19 protein-coding genes are annotated in these 16,547 nt (G+C 68.2%); 1 reads left to right on the top strand and 18 read right to left on the bottom strand.

All coding sequences use genetic code 11. The annotated features are described in order from the left end of the window. Window positions 1–17: 17 nt before the first annotated feature. The 16 genes from AC07VS_RS00290 to gspG all read right to left on the bottom strand — a co-directional run bounded on the left by AC07VS_RS00290 (window position 18) and on the right by gspG (window position 14,610). Complete coding sequence (locus AC07VS_RS00290) at window positions 18–1,799, bottom strand: ABC transporter ATP-binding protein/permease (protein ID WP_494656560.1); 1,782 nt, start codon at window positions 1,797–1,799, stop codon at window positions 18–20. Between the two features lie 46 nt (window positions 1,800–1,845). After that, on the bottom strand, window positions 1,846–2,241 hold the full coding sequence (locus AC07VS_RS00295) for an EF-hand domain-containing protein (protein WP_494749928.1): 396 nt from the start codon (window positions 2,239–2,241) through the stop codon (window positions 1,846–1,848). A 132-nt stretch (window positions 2,242–2,373) separates the two neighbouring features. Continuing rightward, entirely contained in the window at window positions 2,374–3,282 is a 909-nt protein-coding gene (locus AC07VS_RS00300; protein ID WP_494656562.1) for a 5'-nucleotidase, read from the bottom strand. Window positions 3,283–3,291: 9 nt separating this feature from the next. After that, window positions 3,292–4,518 carry a type II secretion system inner membrane protein GspF gene (gene gspF / locus AC07VS_RS00305; RefSeq protein WP_494656563.1) on the bottom strand — a complete coding sequence of 409 codons (1,227 nt, stop codon included), beginning with the start codon at window positions 4,516–4,518 and terminating at the stop codon, window positions 3,292–3,294. 56 nt (window positions 4,519–4,574) lie between these two features. Beyond that, window positions 4,575–4,967 carry a type II toxin-antitoxin system death-on-curing family toxin gene (locus AC07VS_RS00310; RefSeq protein ID WP_494656564.1) on the bottom strand — a complete coding sequence of 131 codons (393 nt, stop codon included), beginning with the start codon at window positions 4,965–4,967 and terminating at the stop codon, window positions 4,575–4,577. 9 nt (window positions 4,968–4,976) lie between these two features. Next, window positions 4,977–5,201 (bottom strand): AbrB/MazE/SpoVT family DNA-binding domain-containing protein, encoded by a 225-nt coding sequence (locus AC07VS_RS00315; protein WP_494656565.1) that lies wholly within the window; start codon window positions 5,199–5,201, stop codon window positions 4,977–4,979. Window positions 5,202–5,256: 55 nt separating this feature from the next. Next, complete coding sequence (locus AC07VS_RS00320; protein ID WP_492347380.1) at window positions 5,257–6,645, bottom strand: GspE/PulE family protein; 1,389 nt, start codon at window positions 6,643–6,645, stop codon at window positions 5,257–5,259. Window positions 6,646–6,653: 8 nt separating this feature from the next. Next, window positions 6,654–8,867: a type II secretion system secretin GspD gene (gene gspD / locus AC07VS_RS00325; protein WP_494749929.1), complete on the bottom strand. Its 2,214-nt coding sequence runs from the start codon at window positions 8,865–8,867 to the stop codon at window positions 6,654–6,656. A 1-nt stretch (window position 8,868) separates the two neighbouring features. Then, on the bottom strand, window positions 8,869–9,708 hold the full coding sequence (gspN, locus tag AC07VS_RS00330; protein WP_494749930.1) for a type II secretion system protein N: 840 nt from the start codon (window positions 9,706–9,708) through the stop codon (window positions 8,869–8,871). 18 nt (window positions 9,709–9,726) lie between these two features. Continuing rightward, window positions 9,727–10,284, bottom strand: coding sequence for a type II secretion system protein M (locus tag AC07VS_RS00335; protein ID WP_494749931.1), 558 nt, complete (start codon window positions 10,282–10,284; stop codon window positions 9,727–9,729). Beyond that, the gene (gene gspL / locus AC07VS_RS00340; RefSeq protein WP_494656570.1) at window positions 10,281–11,528 is read right to left on the bottom strand and encodes a type II secretion system protein GspL; all 1,248 of its coding nucleotides are present in this window, start codon (window positions 11,526–11,528) and stop codon (window positions 10,281–10,283) included. Before gspL ends, AC07VS_RS00335 begins: the two co-directional genes overlap by 4 nt. Window positions 11,529–11,601: 73 nt before the next feature. Continuing rightward, window positions 11,602–12,594 carry a type II secretion system minor pseudopilin GspK gene (gene gspK / locus AC07VS_RS00345; protein ID WP_492347375.1) on the bottom strand — a complete coding sequence of 331 codons (993 nt, stop codon included), beginning with the start codon at window positions 12,592–12,594 and terminating at the stop codon, window positions 11,602–11,604. Continuing rightward, the gene (locus AC07VS_RS00350; RefSeq protein ID WP_494749932.1) at window positions 12,591–13,307 is read right to left on the bottom strand and encodes a PulJ/GspJ family protein; all 717 of its coding nucleotides are present in this window, start codon (window positions 13,305–13,307) and stop codon (window positions 12,591–12,593) included. The genes gspK and AC07VS_RS00350 overlap by 4 nt, the downstream gene beginning before the upstream one ends. Before the next feature lies 1 nt (window position 13,308). Continuing rightward, complete coding sequence (gene gspI / locus AC07VS_RS00355; RefSeq protein ID WP_494749933.1) at window positions 13,309–13,686, bottom strand: type II secretion system minor pseudopilin GspI; 378 nt, start codon at window positions 13,684–13,686, stop codon at window positions 13,309–13,311. Beyond that, window positions 13,683–14,129 (bottom strand): pilus assembly FimT family protein, encoded by a 447-nt coding sequence (locus AC07VS_RS00360; RefSeq protein ID WP_494749934.1) that lies wholly within the window; start codon window positions 14,127–14,129, stop codon window positions 13,683–13,685. Before AC07VS_RS00360 ends, gspI begins: the two co-directional genes overlap by 4 nt. 40 nt (window positions 14,130–14,169) lie before the next feature. Beyond that, window positions 14,170–14,610 carry a type II secretion system major pseudopilin GspG gene (gene gspG, locus AC07VS_RS00365; RefSeq protein WP_492347371.1) on the bottom strand — a complete coding sequence of 147 codons (441 nt, stop codon included), beginning with the start codon at window positions 14,608–14,610 and terminating at the stop codon, window positions 14,170–14,172. 72 nt (window positions 14,611–14,682) lie between these two features. Here gspG and AC07VS_RS00370 point away from each other — a divergent pair, with 72 nt between their 5' ends. Continuing rightward, the gene (locus AC07VS_RS00370; protein WP_494656573.1) at window positions 14,683–15,147 is read left to right on the top strand and encodes a type II secretion system protein N; all 465 of its coding nucleotides are present in this window, start codon (window positions 14,683–14,685) and stop codon (window positions 15,145–15,147) included. Here AC07VS_RS00370 and AC07VS_RS00375 read toward each other — a convergent pair. Together AC07VS_RS00375 and AC07VS_RS00380 are read right to left on the bottom strand one after the other, a co-directional pair. Beyond that, entirely contained in the window at window positions 15,134–15,727 is a 594-nt protein-coding gene (locus tag AC07VS_RS00375) for a histidine phosphatase family protein (protein ID WP_494749935.1), read from the bottom strand. The genes AC07VS_RS00370 and AC07VS_RS00375 overlap by 14 nt on opposite strands. After that, the gene (locus tag AC07VS_RS00380) at window positions 15,724–16,539 is read right to left on the bottom strand and encodes an adenosylcobinamide-GDP ribazoletransferase (protein ID WP_494656575.1); all 816 of its coding nucleotides are present in this window, start codon (window positions 16,537–16,539) and stop codon (window positions 15,724–15,726) included. Before AC07VS_RS00380 ends, AC07VS_RS00375 begins: the two co-directional genes overlap by 4 nt. Window positions 16,540–16,547: the final 8 nt, after the last annotated feature.

Raw genomic sequence — 16,547 nt, forward strand, 5'->3', positions numbered from 1 at the left:
CTCCGGGCTGCGTTTTTTTATGGGGTGCTCAGGCTGCCCGAATCACTCACCAGCCGGAATGCCCGGCCTGGCCCCGGCAGCGGCTCCAGTTGCCAGCGGCGTTGATGAAAAGCGGCCAGCGCCGGCCGGTGCGCGATCGACACCAGGCCTCCGCCCCGCTTTTGGGTGAGTGCGCGCAGGCGTTGATAGATCAGCCCTTCGCTGGCCTCGTCCAGGGCACTGGTGGCCTCGTCGGCCATCACCCAGGCGGGCTGTTTCAGGAAGACCCGGGCCAGGGCCAGCCGCTGTTGCTCGCCGCCGGAGAGCTTCTGTCCCCAGGCGTCTTCCTGCTCCAGGGCCTCTTTCAGGTGCGGCAACAGGGCCTGCTCCAGGGCCTCATGCAGTTGGGCGTCGTCGTACCGGCTGGGCGATTCGGGGTAGGCCAGGGCTTCGCGCAGGCGACCGTTGGGCAGATAGGGCTTCTGGGGGATGAACATCACATCCGCCGGCTGGGTGATCGAGCCCTGGGCATAAGGCCACAAACCGGCCAGAGCGCGGAACAGCGAGGACTTGCCGCTGCCCGAAGGGCCCTGAATCAGCACCTGTTCGCCAGCCGAGATCCGGGCTGAACTGGGGGCCAGCAGCGGGGTCCCGTCAGGCAAGGACAGGCTCAGTTGGTCGATGCGCAGCGCGTCGCCGGCGTGGGTGTTCAGCCCGTCAGGAGAGGCTTGCAGGGCATTCAGATTTTCTTCAAAGCTGGCCAGGCGTTCGGTGGTGGCGCGCCACCCGGCCAGGGCGTCGTAGTTGTCGACCAGCCAACTCAGTGAGCCCTGAACCCGGTCAAAGGCCGAGGCTATCTGCATCAACTCGCCCAACTGGATGGCGCCGCTGAAGAAACGCGGCGCTGCCACGATGAAGGGAAACACCGTGGCGGCCTGGCCGAAGAAGGTGGTGAACCAGATCAGGCGTTTCTGGGCCCGCATCAGGTCCAGGGTGTTGCGCAGAACGTGCGAGAAGCGCAGGTCCAGTTGCTGGTTTTCGACCGCGGCGCCCCGGTCCAGTGCGATGGATTCGCTGTACTCACGCACCCGCCCCATGTGGCTGCGGAAGTCGGCCTCCAGCTTTTGTTGCCCGAAGTTCAGGGCGATCAGGGGCCGGCCGATGTAGTGGGTGGCGACGCTGCCGGCCACGCAATAGAGCACGGCCATCCAGACCATGAAGCCCGGGATGCTGTAGTCGCTGCCTTGCCAAGAGAACCCGAAACTGCCCGACAGCCCCCACAGAATGCCCACAAAGCTGGCCAGCGTGACCACCGCATTGAGCAGGCCCATGCTGAGCGAGATCGACGCCGAGGTGAACAGGTTGACGTCCTCCTGGATGCGCTGATCGGGGTTGTCGGGCGAGGCGGCCCCCTGGGCCTGGGCGCGGGCAAAGCGGCTCAGTTCCAGGCGGTAGAACAGGTGCTGGCTGAGCCAGCGCTGCAGGTAATGCCGCGTCATCCAGCGGCGCCACTGCAGTTCCAGCCATTGGGTGAGGTAGAACTTGTAGACCGCGATGACGATGTACACCGCCGCCAGCAAGGCAAAACGCCCCAGTTGCTGCCAGAACACGTCGGCCTGCTTGTTCTGCAGCGCGTCGTAGAAGACCCGGTTCCAGTCGTTGATCAGCACCAGCATGTACACGGCGGCCAGGTTCAGGCCCACGATCGCCGCCAGCAGGCCGCGTGCCTTCCAGCGCTCCTCAGACTTGAAATACGGCAGGGACAGGGCCCAGACACGGGCAGTGACGGTACCGAAAGACTTCAGTTGCTGGAGGAACATGGGGCTGAGCTGTGCAGAGCGGGGCAGAACCGGCTTGGGGAGGGGGTCAGGGCTTGGCGGCGTTGGCGTCGGCCTTGCTGCTGGCTTCTGCCTTGTCCTTTTGGGCGCGGACTTCGCACGCATAGGCTCGGATCTCCTCGAAACTCACCTTGCCATCGTGGTTGGCGTCGGCGGCGTCAAAGGCCTTGGACAGCTTGGGGAACAGGGCCACTTCGCCGCGCGACAGGTAGCCGTCACCATTGAAGTCGAGCATGCGGAACTGGCGTGCCGCCAGGGCTTCGCCCTCGCTGGGCTGTTCGTCCGAGGGCTGGGCTGTGGCGGCCGGGGTGGTTTCAGCGCTGGCGCCCAGCGGGCCCAGGCACAACAACAAGCCCAGGCAAGCGGGGGCCCAGGGGGTTTTCAAAGCTGCGGCCAAAGCGCGCAAACGGTCAGTAGAGCTCATGCTGATCCTTTCGTCGGGGACAGATGGTGGCACAGGGCCAAGACTTCAACGCCTGAGGGCAGGCCCTGGCGGGCAGTTTTTCGCAGTGTTACGCTGCCTTTACAAAGGCTTCACCGCGGAGGGGGGCGTTGCTCAGGCCGCGGGCGGTGGGTTGGAGACCCCGCTGTTGACATGGCCTGCGGGCACATGGCGGGCCGCCGAGTTGACGTGGCCGGTCTGGTCATCAAAGAAGAAGTCGGGCTCGAACTCGCGCAGAAAGCCGCCTTTTTCGAGCCCACCCAGGAACATGGCCTCGTCCACCGCGATGTTCCAGTCCATCAGCGTGCGGATCGCGCGCTCGTGGGCTGGGGCGCTGCGGGCTGTGACCAGGGCCGTGCGGATGCGCATGTGGGCCGTGCCCGCCTGCTGCAGGTGATGCAGTGCGGCCAGCAGGGGCTTGAACGGGCCATCGGGCAGTGGGTGGCCGGCCTTGCTGCGTTCGTGCTGTTGAAAGGCATCCAGGCCCTGGCTCTGGTAGACGCGTTCGGCCTCGTCCGAGAACAGCACTGCGTCGCCGTCGAAGGCGATGCGCACCTCGCTCGGGTGGCTGTTGCTGGCCTGCACCGACTCGGTCAGCACCCGCGCCGCCGGGAAGCCCATGGCCAGCGCCTGGCGCACATCGCTCTCGTTGGCCGACAGGAACAGGTGCGCCCCCAAGGGCCGAAGGTAGCGGAACGGATCACGCCCCTGGGTGAACACCCCGCGCTGCATCGGGATGCCCCCGGCCTGTGCCGAACGGAAGATCCGCATGCCGCTGACCGGGTCATTGCGCGACAGCATCACCACCTCGACCAACTGGCGCCCCGGTTGGTTGAAGGCCAACAGCTTCTGCACCAGCGAAAACGCGACCCCCGGCCGGGCGGGCAGCTCCAGCCGCTCCAGCTGCAGCCGCATGTAGGCCTGGTCATCGCCCTGCTCAAAAATCCGGTTCTCTTCCTCGAAGTCGAACAGCGCCCGCGACGAAATCGCCACGACCAATTGCCCTTCTAGTGAAACCGGCATACCGAATCCTCACTTCACGAATTGGTTGAGCTGGATGATGGGCATCAGCACGGCCAGCACGATCAGCATCACCATCAGGCCCATGCCCACGATCAGCAAGGGCTCGAGGATGGTGGCCAGTTGCATGGCACGGCGCTGCACTTCGGTCGAAAGCTGCACCGCGGCGCGTTGCAACATCACCGGCAGCTGCCCGGTCTGCTCGCCCAGCCGGGCAAACATGGCCACCAGGCCCGGAAAGCGCTTTTTCTGCGCCAGGGCCGAGCCCAGGGGCGCCCCTTCGCGCACCAGCACCAGGGCGTCCAGGGCGTCGGCCCGCATGGCGCGGTTGGACACGGTCTCGGCGGCGGCCTGCAAGGCACGCAGGATGGGCACGCCAGCGGCGGCCAGCATGGCCAAGGTGCTGGCAAAGCGCGCCGCGTTGTAGCCGCGGCTGAGCTTGCCCACCAGGGGCAGGCCCAGCCAGGCGGCATCAAAGCGCAGGCGCCAGGCATCGATCGTGAGCAGGTAACGCGTCAGCCCGCCCAGCAACACCAGCACCAGTCCGATCAGCCAGCCCCAGTGGCGCACCAGCTCGCTCACCCCCAGCATGATCTGGGTCAGCAAGGGCAGGGCGCGCTTGGTGCCGGCAAACACATTGGCCACCTGCGGCACCACATAGCCCACCAGGAACAGCACGATGACCACCGCCACACAGGTGACGATGGCCGGGTACAGGGCCGCGCCGATCAGCTTGCCGCGCAGGGCCTGGCGTTCTTCCAGGTCATCGGCCAGGCGCTCCAGCACCATGCCCAGGTGGCCGCTTTGCTCGCCGGCCGCGATCACGGCGGTGAAGATGTCCGAGAACTCGCCCGGGTGCTGCGCCAGGGCCCGGGCGAACGAGGCGCCGGCATTGACCTCGGCGCGCAGGCTGGCCACCAGGTGGTGTTGCGACTCGCTGTCGGCCTCGTCGGCCATGGCGGTCAGGGCCCGCTCCAGCGGCAGGCCCGAGCTGACCAGGCCGGCCAGTTGGCGCGTCCAGATGGCCAGGGTGGTGGCGCTGAACACGCGTTGGCCGAACAGGCCGCGGCGGTGCACGCCGTCGGCATCGGCCTGGCTGCCCTTCACGGGCTCGACCGACAGCGGCACCAGCGATTGGGCGCGCAACTGGCTGCGGGCGGCACGGGCCGTGTCGGCCTCGATCACGCCTTTGCGGGGCTGGCCTTGGGGGTCGACGGCTTCGAAGGAGTAGGCGGGCATCGGGGGTGTGAGGGCGAGGCTGGAGGCAGAGTCAGAAAAAGCGGCCGCTGCAACTTTCAGCGAGACGATGTTTGCACGTGCTGGCGCAGCCAGGCCGCGAATTCGTCTTCGGTGATGTCCCCTGCCGCCACGGCCAGCATGGTCAGCACGCAGTCGGCATCGGAGGCGATCAAGTCGTAACCGTTGAGTCTCAGAAACAGTTCTGTCGCCACAAAGCCAGTGCGCTTGTTGCCGTCGAGAAAGGGGTGGTTGCGGGAGAGGCCATAGCCATAGGCTGCGGCCAGCGCGCAGGCATCCGGTGTGCCATAGGCCATCAGGTTGGCGGGGCGAGCCAAGGCCGAAGTCAACAGCCCAGCATCCCGGGTTCCGGCCATGCCCCCGTGTTCTCTCAGTTGTGCTTCGTGGATGGCCACGACGACTTCTGGATCAAGCCAGATGGGCGCTTTCATGGCAGGCCCTTACTTGGCCAGTTCATGAAGCACGGCGCGGCGGTCACGCATGATTTCGCGTGCCAGCTTCATCTGGGCTTCGAATTCGGGGTTGTGCGTGGTGATGCGCAGCCCATCGGGCGAGTCGGTCAGGTAGATTTCATCGCCTTTTTGCAGATCCAGCTTGGCCAAGACCTCCTTGGGCAAGATGACGCCGATTGAGTTGCCGACCTGGGTGAGTTTGAGTGTGTGCATGGCAATCCCTTGTTATAACGTTGGTTATATTATTCGGTGGCCTGTGCTTGTCAACTCAATCCCGTGTCACCCGCAACACCTCTTCGCGCGAGGTGATGCCGGCGGCGATCAGGCGTTCGCCGTCGTCGCGCATCAGGGTCATGCCCGAGGCCAGGGCGCTGGCGCGGATGTCGGCTTCGGCCGCCTGGCCGTGGATCTGGGCGCGGATGGCCTCGTCGGTCACCAGCAGTTCGAACACGCCGGTGCGGCCGGCATAGCCGGTGTGGCCGCAGTGCTCGCAGCCGGCGCCATGGCAGTGGCTGCAGTACTTGCGCACCAGGCGCTGGGCCAGCACGCCCAACAGCGAGGACGACAGCAGGAAGGGCTCGACCCCCATGTCGGTCAGGCGGGTGATGGCGCTGGCGGCGTCGTTGGTGTGCAGGGTGGCCAGCACCAGGTGGCCGGTGAGTGAGGCCTGGATGGCGATCTGGGCGGTTTCGAAGTCGCGGATTTCGCCGATCATGATCACGTCCGGGTCTTGCCGCAGGATGGCGCGCAAGGCCTTGGCAAAGGTCAGGTCGATCTTGGCGTTGACCTGGGTCTGGCCCACGCCGGCCAGTTCGTACTCGATGGGGTCTTCCACCGTCATGATGTTGCTCTGCGTGGCGTCCAGGCGCTGCAGGCCGGCGTACAGCGTGGTGGTCTTGCCCGAACCCGTGGGCCCGGTGACCAGGATGATGCCGTGCGGCTGGCCGATCAGCTTCTCGAAGCGCGCCAGCACTTCGCCCTGCATGCCCACGGATTCGAGGCTGAGCTTGCTTTCACTCTTGTCGAGCAGACGCAGCACGGCGCGCTCGCCGTGCGCGCTGGGCAGGGTGGACACGCGCACGTCGATGGCGCGGGTGCCCAGGCGCAGGCTGATGCGGCCGTCTTGCGGCAGGCGTTTTTCCGAGATGTCGAGGTCGGCCATGATCTTCAGGCGTGAGATCAGGGCGGCGTGCAGCGCCCGGTTGGGCGTGACCACCTCGCGCAGCGTGCCGTCCACCCGGAAGCGCACGCTGGAGTGGCGCTCGTAGGGCTCGATGTGGATGTCGCTGGCGCCGTCACGCGCGGCCTGGGTCAGCAAGGCATTGAGCATGCGGATGATGGGGGCGTCGTCCGAGGTCTCCAGCAGGTCTTCCACCGCAGGCAGCTCTTGCATGATGCGCGACAGGTCGGCATCGGACTCCACCTCGCTGACCACGCTGGCCGCACTCGATTCGCCTTGGGCATAGGCTGCCGAGATGCGCTGGGCCAGCGCGTGGGCCTCCAGTGGCTGCAGGGCGTGCACGGCATGGCGCCGCATGACCTCGGTGCAGGCCGCCTCATCGGAGTTGCCGGAGCGCACCAGGGTGCAGCGTTGGCCGTCGTCCTCCAGCAGCAACTGGAAGGTGCGCGCAAAGGCGTAGGGCAAGGGGTAGCGCATGGCGGGGGTCAGGGCTTCTTGTCGGGGGTGGCCGCGTCGCTGGCGGCGGGTGCGGAGCGCGCGCCCTCCTTGGTGGCGTCCTTTGAGGCCTCCTTGGCGGGCAGGGCCGGCAGCACCGGGGCACCATTCACGCTGGGCATCATCGCGTTCGGGGCGGGCTGCACGGTCTGCTGTACGCCCCGCAGGCTGTCGTAGCGGCCGGCCGTGATGGCGTCGGCATCGGCGGCATCACGCACCACCACCGGGCGCAGGAAGACCATCAGGTTGGTCTTCTTGCGCGAGCGGTTCTCGCTCCTGAACAGGTTGCCCACCACGGGCAGGTCGCCCATCAGGGGCACCTTGTCGGCCGAGCCGGAGTATTCGTCCTGCATCAGGCCGCCCAGCACCACGATGGAGCCGTCGTCCACCAGCACATTCGATTCGATGGAGCGCTTGTTGGTGGTGGGGCCGTTGGTGTCTTTCTTGGTGGAGGCGTCGATGCTCGACACCTCCTGGTAGATGGCCATCTTGACCGTGCCGTTCTCGCTGATCTGCGGCTTCACCCGCAGTGTCAGGCCCACGTCCTTGCGCTCCACGGTCTGGAACGGGTTGACGGTGCTGGTGCTGTTGTTGGTGCTGGTGTAGGTGCCGGTCACGAACGGCACGTTCTGGCCGATCACGATCTTGGCTTCTTCGTTGTCCAGGGTCAGCAGGTTGGGGGTGGAGAGCACGTTGCCGTCGCCGTTGTTCTCCAAGAACTGGGCCAGAAAGCCCAGCACGTACTGTCCGTTGATCTTGCTGCCGATGCCGAAGTTGAAGCCGTTGCCCGGAAGCACTGATCCCAGGGCCTGGGTCGAGAGGCTCAGGATGTTGGCGCCGGCCGCGCCGGAGTTCGTACCCAGCAGGCCCACGGTGCCGCCGGCGCTGCCCAGCAGGCCCTGCCATTGCACCCCGAACTGGGCCACCTTGTTGGCGTTGACCTCGACGATCAGGCTTTCCACCAGCACCTGGGCACGGCGGCCGTCGAGGCGGTCGATGACCTCGCGCAGTTGTCGGTACTGTGGTTCGGGGGCCGAGATGATCAGCGAGTTGGTGGCCGGGTCGGCCTGGATCTGCCCGCCGGTGGAGGGTTGCGCGCTGTTGCCGAAGCTGCTGGAGACACCGCTGCCCAGGCCACTGGTGCTGCCCGTGGGCGTGCTGCCTGTGGTGCTGCCCGGTGTGCCCAGGTTGCTGGTGGACAGAGGGGTGCCCGTGCTGCCGGTCAGCGTGCTGGCGCTGCCGGCACCCCCGCTGGCGGCCACCAGGGCGGCGCGCAGGGTGGTGGCCAGCTTGGTGGCATCGGCGTTTTTCAGGTAGACCACGTGGATGTTGCCCGAGGGGCCGCCGCTGGCATTGGGCTGGTCCAGCTTGGCGACCAGTGAGCGCACCAGCGCGGCCCGGGCCGGGTTGGCCGCGCGCAGGATCAGGCTGTTGCTGCGCGGCTCGGCCAGCAGCGTGGTCTTGAACGAGGTGTCGGCCTGGCCCTGGGCGGCTGCGCCTGCGGCACCGCTGCCCGGGTCGATCAGACGGTTGACCAGCACCACCAGATCGCTGGCCAGCGCGTGACGCAGCGGGATCACGTCGACATCGCTGGCGTTGGGCACGTCCATCGAGGCGATGATGCGGGCCAGGCGCTGCAGGTTGTCGGCGTAGTCGGTGATGATGACCGAGTTGTTGCCCGGGTTGACGTTGATGGTGTTGTTCGGGCTGATCAGGGGGCGCAGCACGGGCACCAGGTTGTTCGCGGTCTCGTAATTGAGCCGGAAGATCTGGGTCACGATCTGGCTGCCGGCCGGGCTGCGCTTGTCGGTCTCGCTGCTGGAGACGGTGACCGGACCACCCTGCAGTTTGGCCTCGGCCTCGGGCACCACCTTGTACAGGCCGCTGGCCTCGACCACGGTGAAGCCCTGCAGGCGCAGCGTGGCCAGGAACTGGTCCCAGGCCACGGCGGGCGAGACGGGCTTCTCGCTGGTCAGGGTCAGGGTGCCCTTGACGCGGGGGTCAATCACCAGGTTGCGTCCGGTGATCACGCCCAGGGTCCGGGCCACGCCTTCGATCTCGGCGTTGGTGAAGTTCAGGGTCACGGGCTCGCCGGGTTTGGGCGAGGCCGCGTTTTGCGCCACGGCGGGCACGGCGCCCAGCAAGATGCTGGTGGCCAGCGAGAGGCAGGCCAGTCGAACGACGGTGCGGGTCGGGTGTGTCATGTCAAGAGCCCAAGGTGATGATGGAGCGCGCGCCGCGGCGCCGCCCGATGATGTTCAGCAGATTGTCCAGCGCCGCTTCGTGTTCGGGGGCCGCCTGGGCTGCGCCTTCAAAGCGCAGGCGCGAGCCCACCCATTGCCCCTGGCCTTCGAGCAGCAGGCTGCCTTCCAGTGTTTTCAGCTGCAGGGTGGGGCTGTCGCCGCCTTGCAGGGTCACGCGGTAGCTGCCCATCGGCTTGAGGGTGGACAGGCGCGAGGACACATCGCGGGCCTCGACCTGCAACTGCCCGTCGAGGTGGGCGCGCCCTGCGATCCATTGCAGCTGCAGGCCCTGGCTGGCCAGCTCCAGCCGACCTTGCACCTGCAGGGTGTTGAATGGGGTGCCCAGGCCGTTGAGCAAGGCGGCCGGCCAGTGCGAGTGGTGGTCTTGCACCTGCACGGTGGCGCCAGCCCAGTTGGGGCTGAGCCGGATCTGCAGGGCGGGCTCGGTGCAGCACGGCAGTCTCAGGCTCACGCCCAGCCCTTGCAGCGAGGGCTGCAGCTGCCATTGCAGACGCCCCGGCAGGGTGCTGCGGTCCTGGCTGCCGCTGCCGCCCGTCAGCACCAGTTGGGCCGAGCCGTTCCAGACTGTGCCGCGGGGCAGCAGCAGCTGGACCTGATCATGGCTGAGTTGTTGCACGGTATCCGCCAGCCAGCGGGCCGGAGCACCCAGCACGGCACTGAGCAGCGCGCCGCACAGGGCGCCTGCCCAGGCCCAACGCCGGCCCGGCGAGCGTGGGCGCGCCGGAGCCTGGGCCCGACGGGGGTGGGCAGAGGGGGGCGACAGAGGGGGGCGCAGGCGCATGGGAACGGACGCGGCCCCTCAGGCCGGGGGCAGTGCCAGCACCAGGCTGCCATCCCAGGCGGGCTCGGCCACCGCAGGGGCCGGCCGGCCGGCGGGGGCGCCCGGGTTGTTGGGGTTGCCGCCAGGGGCGGCGTTGCTGCGGCTCAGGCGCACCTCGGCAGGCAACACGCGGGCGTTGGCCCGGGCCTGGCTCAGCCATAGCGCCAAGGCGGTGGCGGGCACGGCCTTGAGCACCAGGGTGGCGCGTTCGCCCTGCACCGTGAGCTGGCCGCCCGCGCCCAGGCGCTGGCGCACGCTGGCCTCCAGGGCTTGCAGGGCCTCCTGGCGCGACAGCCGGGTTTGCTGCTGCAGCTCGCGGGCCTGGCTTTGCAGGCTTTGCATCTGCTGCCATTGGGCGTCCAGCGCGTGCTGACGGGTTTCGGTGCTGCGCAGGGTGCGCAGGGCCGGGGCCAGTCCCACCCACCAGAACAGGGCCAGGGCCAGCACCAGGGTTGCCAGCAGCAGCGCCTGGCGCTCGCGTGCGGCCAGGGTCTGCCAGCGTTGCTGCAGGGATTTTTGCAGGGCTTGGGGTGTCATGGGCGGGCCTCCTGGCGGACGATCCATTGTTCGCCTTCGGGCTGGCCACCGTAGCCACGTTGGCGCAGGCGTTCACGGGTCTGCTCGGTTTCTTCGGCACTCAGGTTGAGGCCGCGCAAGCGCAGTTCGCCATTGGCGTAGTCGATGTGGCTGGCCTGGCGCCCGGGCGGCAGGGCCAGCGCCAGGGCGCCCATCAGGGTTTCAAAGTCGTTGCCGGCGGCCTGGCCCGCGGCCTGGCGCAAGGCGCTGACCTCGCGGGCCATCTGCACCGGGGCATCGACCACCACGGTGACCGATGGGAAGGTGCGGGTCAGGGTCTGGCGGATGTCGGCTTCACGCTGGCGCAGGTTCTGGCTTTCCTTCCAGGCCCAGGCGTTCAGGCCAGCCAACTGGGCCAACAGCAGTGCGGCCACGCCCCAGCGCACCGGGCGCCAGGCGGGGGCCTGCCAGACCGCCTGCAGGGCACGCACCCCCTGGCGGGTGAGTCGGTTGCGCTGGGTGCTGGCAAAGCTTTGCTGGGCCAGTTCCCAGGGGCTGGCGGCCGCCTCAAGCCAGCGGGTGGCTGGTGGCTCCAGGCTCACGGCCTGGCCCAGCAGCGCCTCGGCCGCCTGGGCCAGCGCCGGCTCGGCGCACAGGCGGGTACCTTCGGGCAGCGTCGGCAGGTCGAGCAAGGGGTTCTCGTTGTGCTCGTGCAGGGGCCAACTGAGGACGGGGCTGGTGGCATCCCGCCCGGTCAGTACCCAGCGGGGGCCTTGTTCGTCGGGGTTGCTCGCCTGCACGGCGCGCAGCACCGGTTGGGCCTCGGCGTGGGCGGCGGGCCAGAGTTCGGGGACGATGCGGGTCACGCTGCGACCCGCGGCCTCCAGGGCTTGCAGGGCTGCGCTCAACCAGGCCCGATTGCACACGGCCACCCATTGCGGACGACCGGCTTCGGGCACCGGGCCCAGCGCCAGATGCAGCTGGTTGGGCTCATCCAGCAAGCGTTCTTCCAGCAGGCCCTCCAGCACGGCCTGAAGGCGCGCACTGCCCGGACCGGTGCCACGGGGCAGGTCGACGGGCTGCCAGGAGAGCTGGTGCAACGGCACCACGGCCACCACCTCGACCGGCCGCGTGGGTTGCGGCAGCAGGGCAGCCGTGGCCGTGCCTTGCTGCAACACGGTGCGGCCATCGGGCGTGAGAAGGTAGGCCCATTCGGTGCTGGCGCCAGGGGCGCCATCGGGCAGGTAGACGATCAGGGTGCTCATGGGAGATTGTGGCGGCCCATTGTAGAGAGGAGATGTGAAGGTTCGGCGGCAGCCGCTTGGGCCATTCGGGGGCTCAGGGCGGCGTCGGGTTGGGCGCCACGGTATCGAATTGGCCGCGTTCGCGCCACAGGGTTTGAACTTCCATGTTGGTGCGGCGCACCAGAGAGCGCTCTTGCACCCGGGTGTCGCCCAGGCGCAGGCGGCCCAGCACCTCGAAATAGCGGCTGCTGATGCTGTGCTCAGCTTCGCTGAGTTGGCTGGCGGCGTCGCCCATCAGGGCGCCCGCATCGCTGATGGCTTTGAACGGGGTGCGGGTTCGTTGCGTGACCAGGCGTTGGGCGGTGGCCATGTCCAGGGTGCGTACGCTGGCGTAGATCACCTCGGCGGGGGCGGTGTTGAGGTTGACCGGCGTGCGCTCGGGCAACAGGGTGACATACGGGCGCAGGCGGGCCAGGGTGTTGGCGCTGAGGCCGTAGGTCAGCAATTGGTCGAGCCGCTGGGCCGGCAGGGGGGCGCTGGTGTCCTGGGCTTTTTGTGCCAGCAGCAGGTTCTGCTCCAGGGTGGTGAGTTGGGATTCGGGCAGGCCCAGCAGGTCAAACAGCTTGCTGGTGGCCCGGTGGGCCGATTCGCTGAGTTGCTTGTTGTTGATCAGGTTCTGCAGGTTGAGGCGGCCTTGCTGGTCGGTGATGGCGCCCGACAGAAAGGCCTCGCTGAGGTCTTTGTCGTCACTGGCCGTGTTGCTCTGGTCGGCGGCCAGAAAGCTGGAAAGCCGGGCCTCTTGCAGGGGAATGGCCCAGGGTTCGGACAAGGTATCGGGGCCGCCGCTGCGGGCGTCTTCGCGCAGGATCAGGCGCGACCAGTCGAGGGCGCCGGTCAGGATCCAGCTGGATTGCACGCGGGCGCGTTCGGCGCTTTCCACCTCGACAGCACGCCATTGCTGCCACAGCGCTCCGGCGGCCAGGGTGGCCACCAGGGTGACAGTGAGCATGGCGGCCAGCAGGGCGGCGCCGCGCTGCTGCGCCGCAAGCGGGCCAGGGCACTGGGTGGGGCGGTGGCGCAGGCTCATGACTTGTCTCCGCCCAGGATGGGGCGCACCCAATCGCGTGTGATGCGCCCGGACACGGCCTGACCGGGGGGCAAGGTGATGAGCAGGCGCACACCCTGGGGCAGCTTGTTGTCGGCTTTGCCGTCAGCCGCCTTGCCATCGGGGGCGGGAGGGGGGCCAGCGTTGCCGCCCGGGTTGTTGCTGGCATCACTGGACATCGGGTTGGTCCAGGCGTCCTGGCGGTAATAGAAGATCTGCCAGTCGTTGGCGGGGGTGATGAGCACCTCGCGTTGGCGTTGGGTCTGGTCGGGGTTCTGGCCCCAGAGGGCGGCCATCTGCCAGGCGTTCTGCCAATCGCCCCGGGTGCTGAGCGGCGGCGACTGCCAGCGCAGCCATTGGCCGTTGGCGCCGGGGTTGCGCAGGGTCCAGCCGACCACAAGGGTGGCCTCGGGTTGATTGGGCGGGCCCTGGCGGGTGAGGCGCAGCACCCGCCCGTCCCAGTCGATGGCGGTGATGTCGGGCAGATCGACCAGGGCCTCCAGGTCGGCTTGCCACTGGCCCAGACCCGACTGCAGGGCCAGGGTCTGTTCGCTGTGCTGGTCGGTCTGGCGCAGGGTGCGCATCATGCCGTCCAGGCCCTGCCAGCTCAGCACGGCCATCATGGCCATCACCGATAGCGCGATGAGCAGCTCGACCAGGGTGAAGCCCCGTGAGCGGTTCTGGGGGTGTTTCATCTCAATAGCGTCCGACCACGGTGGAAAGTCGGACCACCGGTTGGCCGTCTTCGTTGAAGGTCTGCACGTCGACGCGGCGGAAGCTTGGGTTGGGGGTGGCGCGCACCGTCACATGCACGGGCAGGGCGCGGCCGCCCTGTTCGCAGCTCAGGTCGCTGTCGCCCACGCTGGGCATCTGGCGCGACAGGCGTGTTTTCACCAATTCGTTTTCGGCGCACAGGTGGCCCAGCAGGGTGTCGACCTGGCGACTGGCGTTGCGTGTCAGGGCCGAACTGGCCTGGGCACCCGCCAGCAAGGCGATGGCCACGATGCTCAGGGCCACCATCACTTCGATCAGGGTGAAGCCCTGGGGGCGGCAGGGGCGTTGGCGGCGGGTCATGGTTCGCTGCTGACGGTGAAGGGGCGCAGACCGTCGGTGGTCAGGCGCAGGCTGCGTCCGGGGGCTTCGCTGTTGACCAGGGTGAGCTGCTGGGGGCCGATCACGGGTTCGGGGCCCAGGTTCAGGCGCAAGGGTGTGGGCAAGGCCTGGGTGTTGGGCGACAGCCATTGCTGCGGCATCGAGCCTTCGGGCAGACCGGTGAAGGTGAAGCCTTGGGGGGTGGTCACCCACTGGACGGCCACGCCGCTGGCGCGCGAGCGTGCCCGGGCGGTGTCCAGCAGGGCCGCCAGGCGCTGGGCTTCGCGTTCCAACTGGGTCTGGCTGTTGTCGCGCAGGGCCATGGCCACGCCGGCACTGGCCAGGGCCATGATGCTGATGACGATCAGCAACTCGATCAGCGTGAAGCCCCGTGGCGTGCGCGGCGCGGTCGCCAGGGTGTTCATGGGGGCGGTCTGCAAGAGCGCTGGGGCGCCCTGGCGGTGTTCACTGCCAACTGCCGATGTCGGCGTCTTTGCCCTCGCCGCCGGATTGGCCATCGGCGCCAAAGGACATCACGTCAATCTCGCCCTTGATGCCCGGGTTCAGGTACTGGTAAGGACGGCCCCAGGGGTCGTTGGGCAGCTTTTCGAGGTAAGGCTTCCAGTTGGGGGGCACCGGGGCGGTGGTGGGGCGGGCGATCAGGGCACGCAGGCCTTGTTCTGCGGTGGGGTAGCGCTGGTTGTCCAGGCGGTACAGCTTGAGGGCCTGGACCAGGTTGTTCACGTCGGTGCGCGCGGCGGTGGCGCGGGCGTCGTCGGCCCGGTCCAGCACGTTGGGCACGATCAGGGCGGCCAGCACGCCGATGATGACCAGCACGACCATCAGTTCAATGAGGGTGAAGCCGGCCTGGACGCGACGGCGAAGGTGATGGAGGGGGCGGTTCATGGGCGAAGTGGGCAAAAAAGCGGATAGGTCTGGAAGAGCTGAACTTGAAATCGCTTGAATCATAATCCGCACATGATGACATCTTCGACCTTGTCCCCGGCACAGCGCTGGGTGATCCGCGGCTCGTCCTTTACAGTCTGGGCGCTGGCCGCGGCATCGGCCGTGTTCTGGGGTCTGCGGCTCGCGCAACCCGCGCCGGTGCCCTCGGTCGAGGTGGCGGCGGGGGCCGCCCTGGAGGCTGACCCGGCCGCGGTGGCGCGTTTCCTTGGTGCCACCCAGGGGCCTGCTGCCGCGCTGCCCGGGGCCCCCGCCCTGGCCAGTCGCCTGAGCCTGATCGGCGTGGTGGCAGATGGTCATCAATGGGGCGCGGCCCTGATTTCGGTGGACGGCAAGCCTGCCCATCCTTACCGCGTGGGCACGGCGCTGGAAGACGGTGTGGTGCTGCTGGCGGTGGAGCGTCGGCGTGCCTTGCTGGGCCCTTCACGCGATGCCGAACCCACGCTGACGCTGGAGTTGCCGGCGCTCAAGAAGCCCTGAACGGCCTCTGCGTTGGGCCGGACGGGCCCAGATCCAGGCATTCGATCTGGCCGTAGCCGATGCTGTGGCTGGGCCAATCCCGGGCTTCGTGCAGCGTCTGGATGCCCTGGCGCAGCAGGTGCACGGCCCGGATCACCCCGGCGTGGGTGAGCCAGACGGCATGACTGCTGGCAGCGGTTTGGGCTCGGGTGTTGTGCAAAGCCTGGGCCACCCGGCGCATCACGTCGTTGACGCTTTCCCCACCGCCCGGCCGGTGGTGGCCGAAGTCTTGCACCCAGGCATCGAGCGCGGGGGCGCCCAGGGTGTCCCAGCGCTGCCCTTCCCACGAGCCAAAGTCCATCTCGGCCAGGTCGAGGTCGGTGCGGGCTATCAGATCCGGGCGGGCTTTGCACAGTTGTTGCGCCAGCTTTTCGCATCTTTGCCGCGGCGATACGCGCAAATGGGCGCCCGGTGGCAGTTGGCGAGCCAGGTTGATGGCCACCTCAGCGGTCTGGGCCGGGTCGACCTCGACGTCGAGGCGACCGTAACACAGCGAGTCGGCTGCCATGGGGCGGGCGTGGCGCACCAGCCAGAGCTTCATGTCAGGCTGGGCTGCGCCAGGGTGCAGGCCAGCGCCAGGTAGCAGGCCAGTTCACACACCTGCTGCGTGGCGCCCAGGCAGTCGCCGGTAAAGCCTTGCAGGCGGCGGGCGAACAGGCGCCACATCCAGCCCAGCGCCAGCACACTGCCCAGCAGGGCGGCCCCCACGAACACCGGGCCGAAAGCCCAGGCGCACAAGGCCAAGGGGGGCAGACACCACAGCCCGGCCACTCCCAGGGCGCCGGCGCTGATCTGATCGGCCAGCGGCTTGCTTTTGGATCGGGCGGTGTCACCCACATGGGGCAGTCGGCGCACCAGGATCAGGGGCCAGAAGCGTGACAGCACATGCCCCAGCAGCAGGGCGGCGAGGGTGTTGGCCAGGCCGGAGTGCCCCAGCCAAGCCAGCAGGGCCACCTTGGCCAGCAGGGCCAGTTGCAGCGCCATGGCACCGAAGGCCCCAACGCGCGAGTCTTTCATGATGTCCAGGGCCCGCTCCCGGTCGTAGCTGCCGCCCAGGCCGTCGGCGACATCGGCCAGACCATCTTCGTGGAAGCCGCCGGTCATCAGGATGGTGGCCAGGGTGGCGCCCACGGCGGCCACCAGCGGGGTGCCGGCCTGGGCGCCCAACACGCTGCTCAGGGCCCACCAGACGGCTGCAGCCAAGCCGGCCGCCAGCCAGCCGATGGACGGAAAATGGGCTGCGCTGGCGCGCAGCATGGCCGGGCTGTAGCCCACCCAGTTGGCCAGCCGGCCCGTGACCGGAATGCGGGTGAAGAACTGGACGGCCAGCAGCCAGTGGCGCAATCCCTTCATACCGGGTG

Source organism: Curvibacter sp. GW821-FHT01G03 (genome assembly GCF_059422285.1).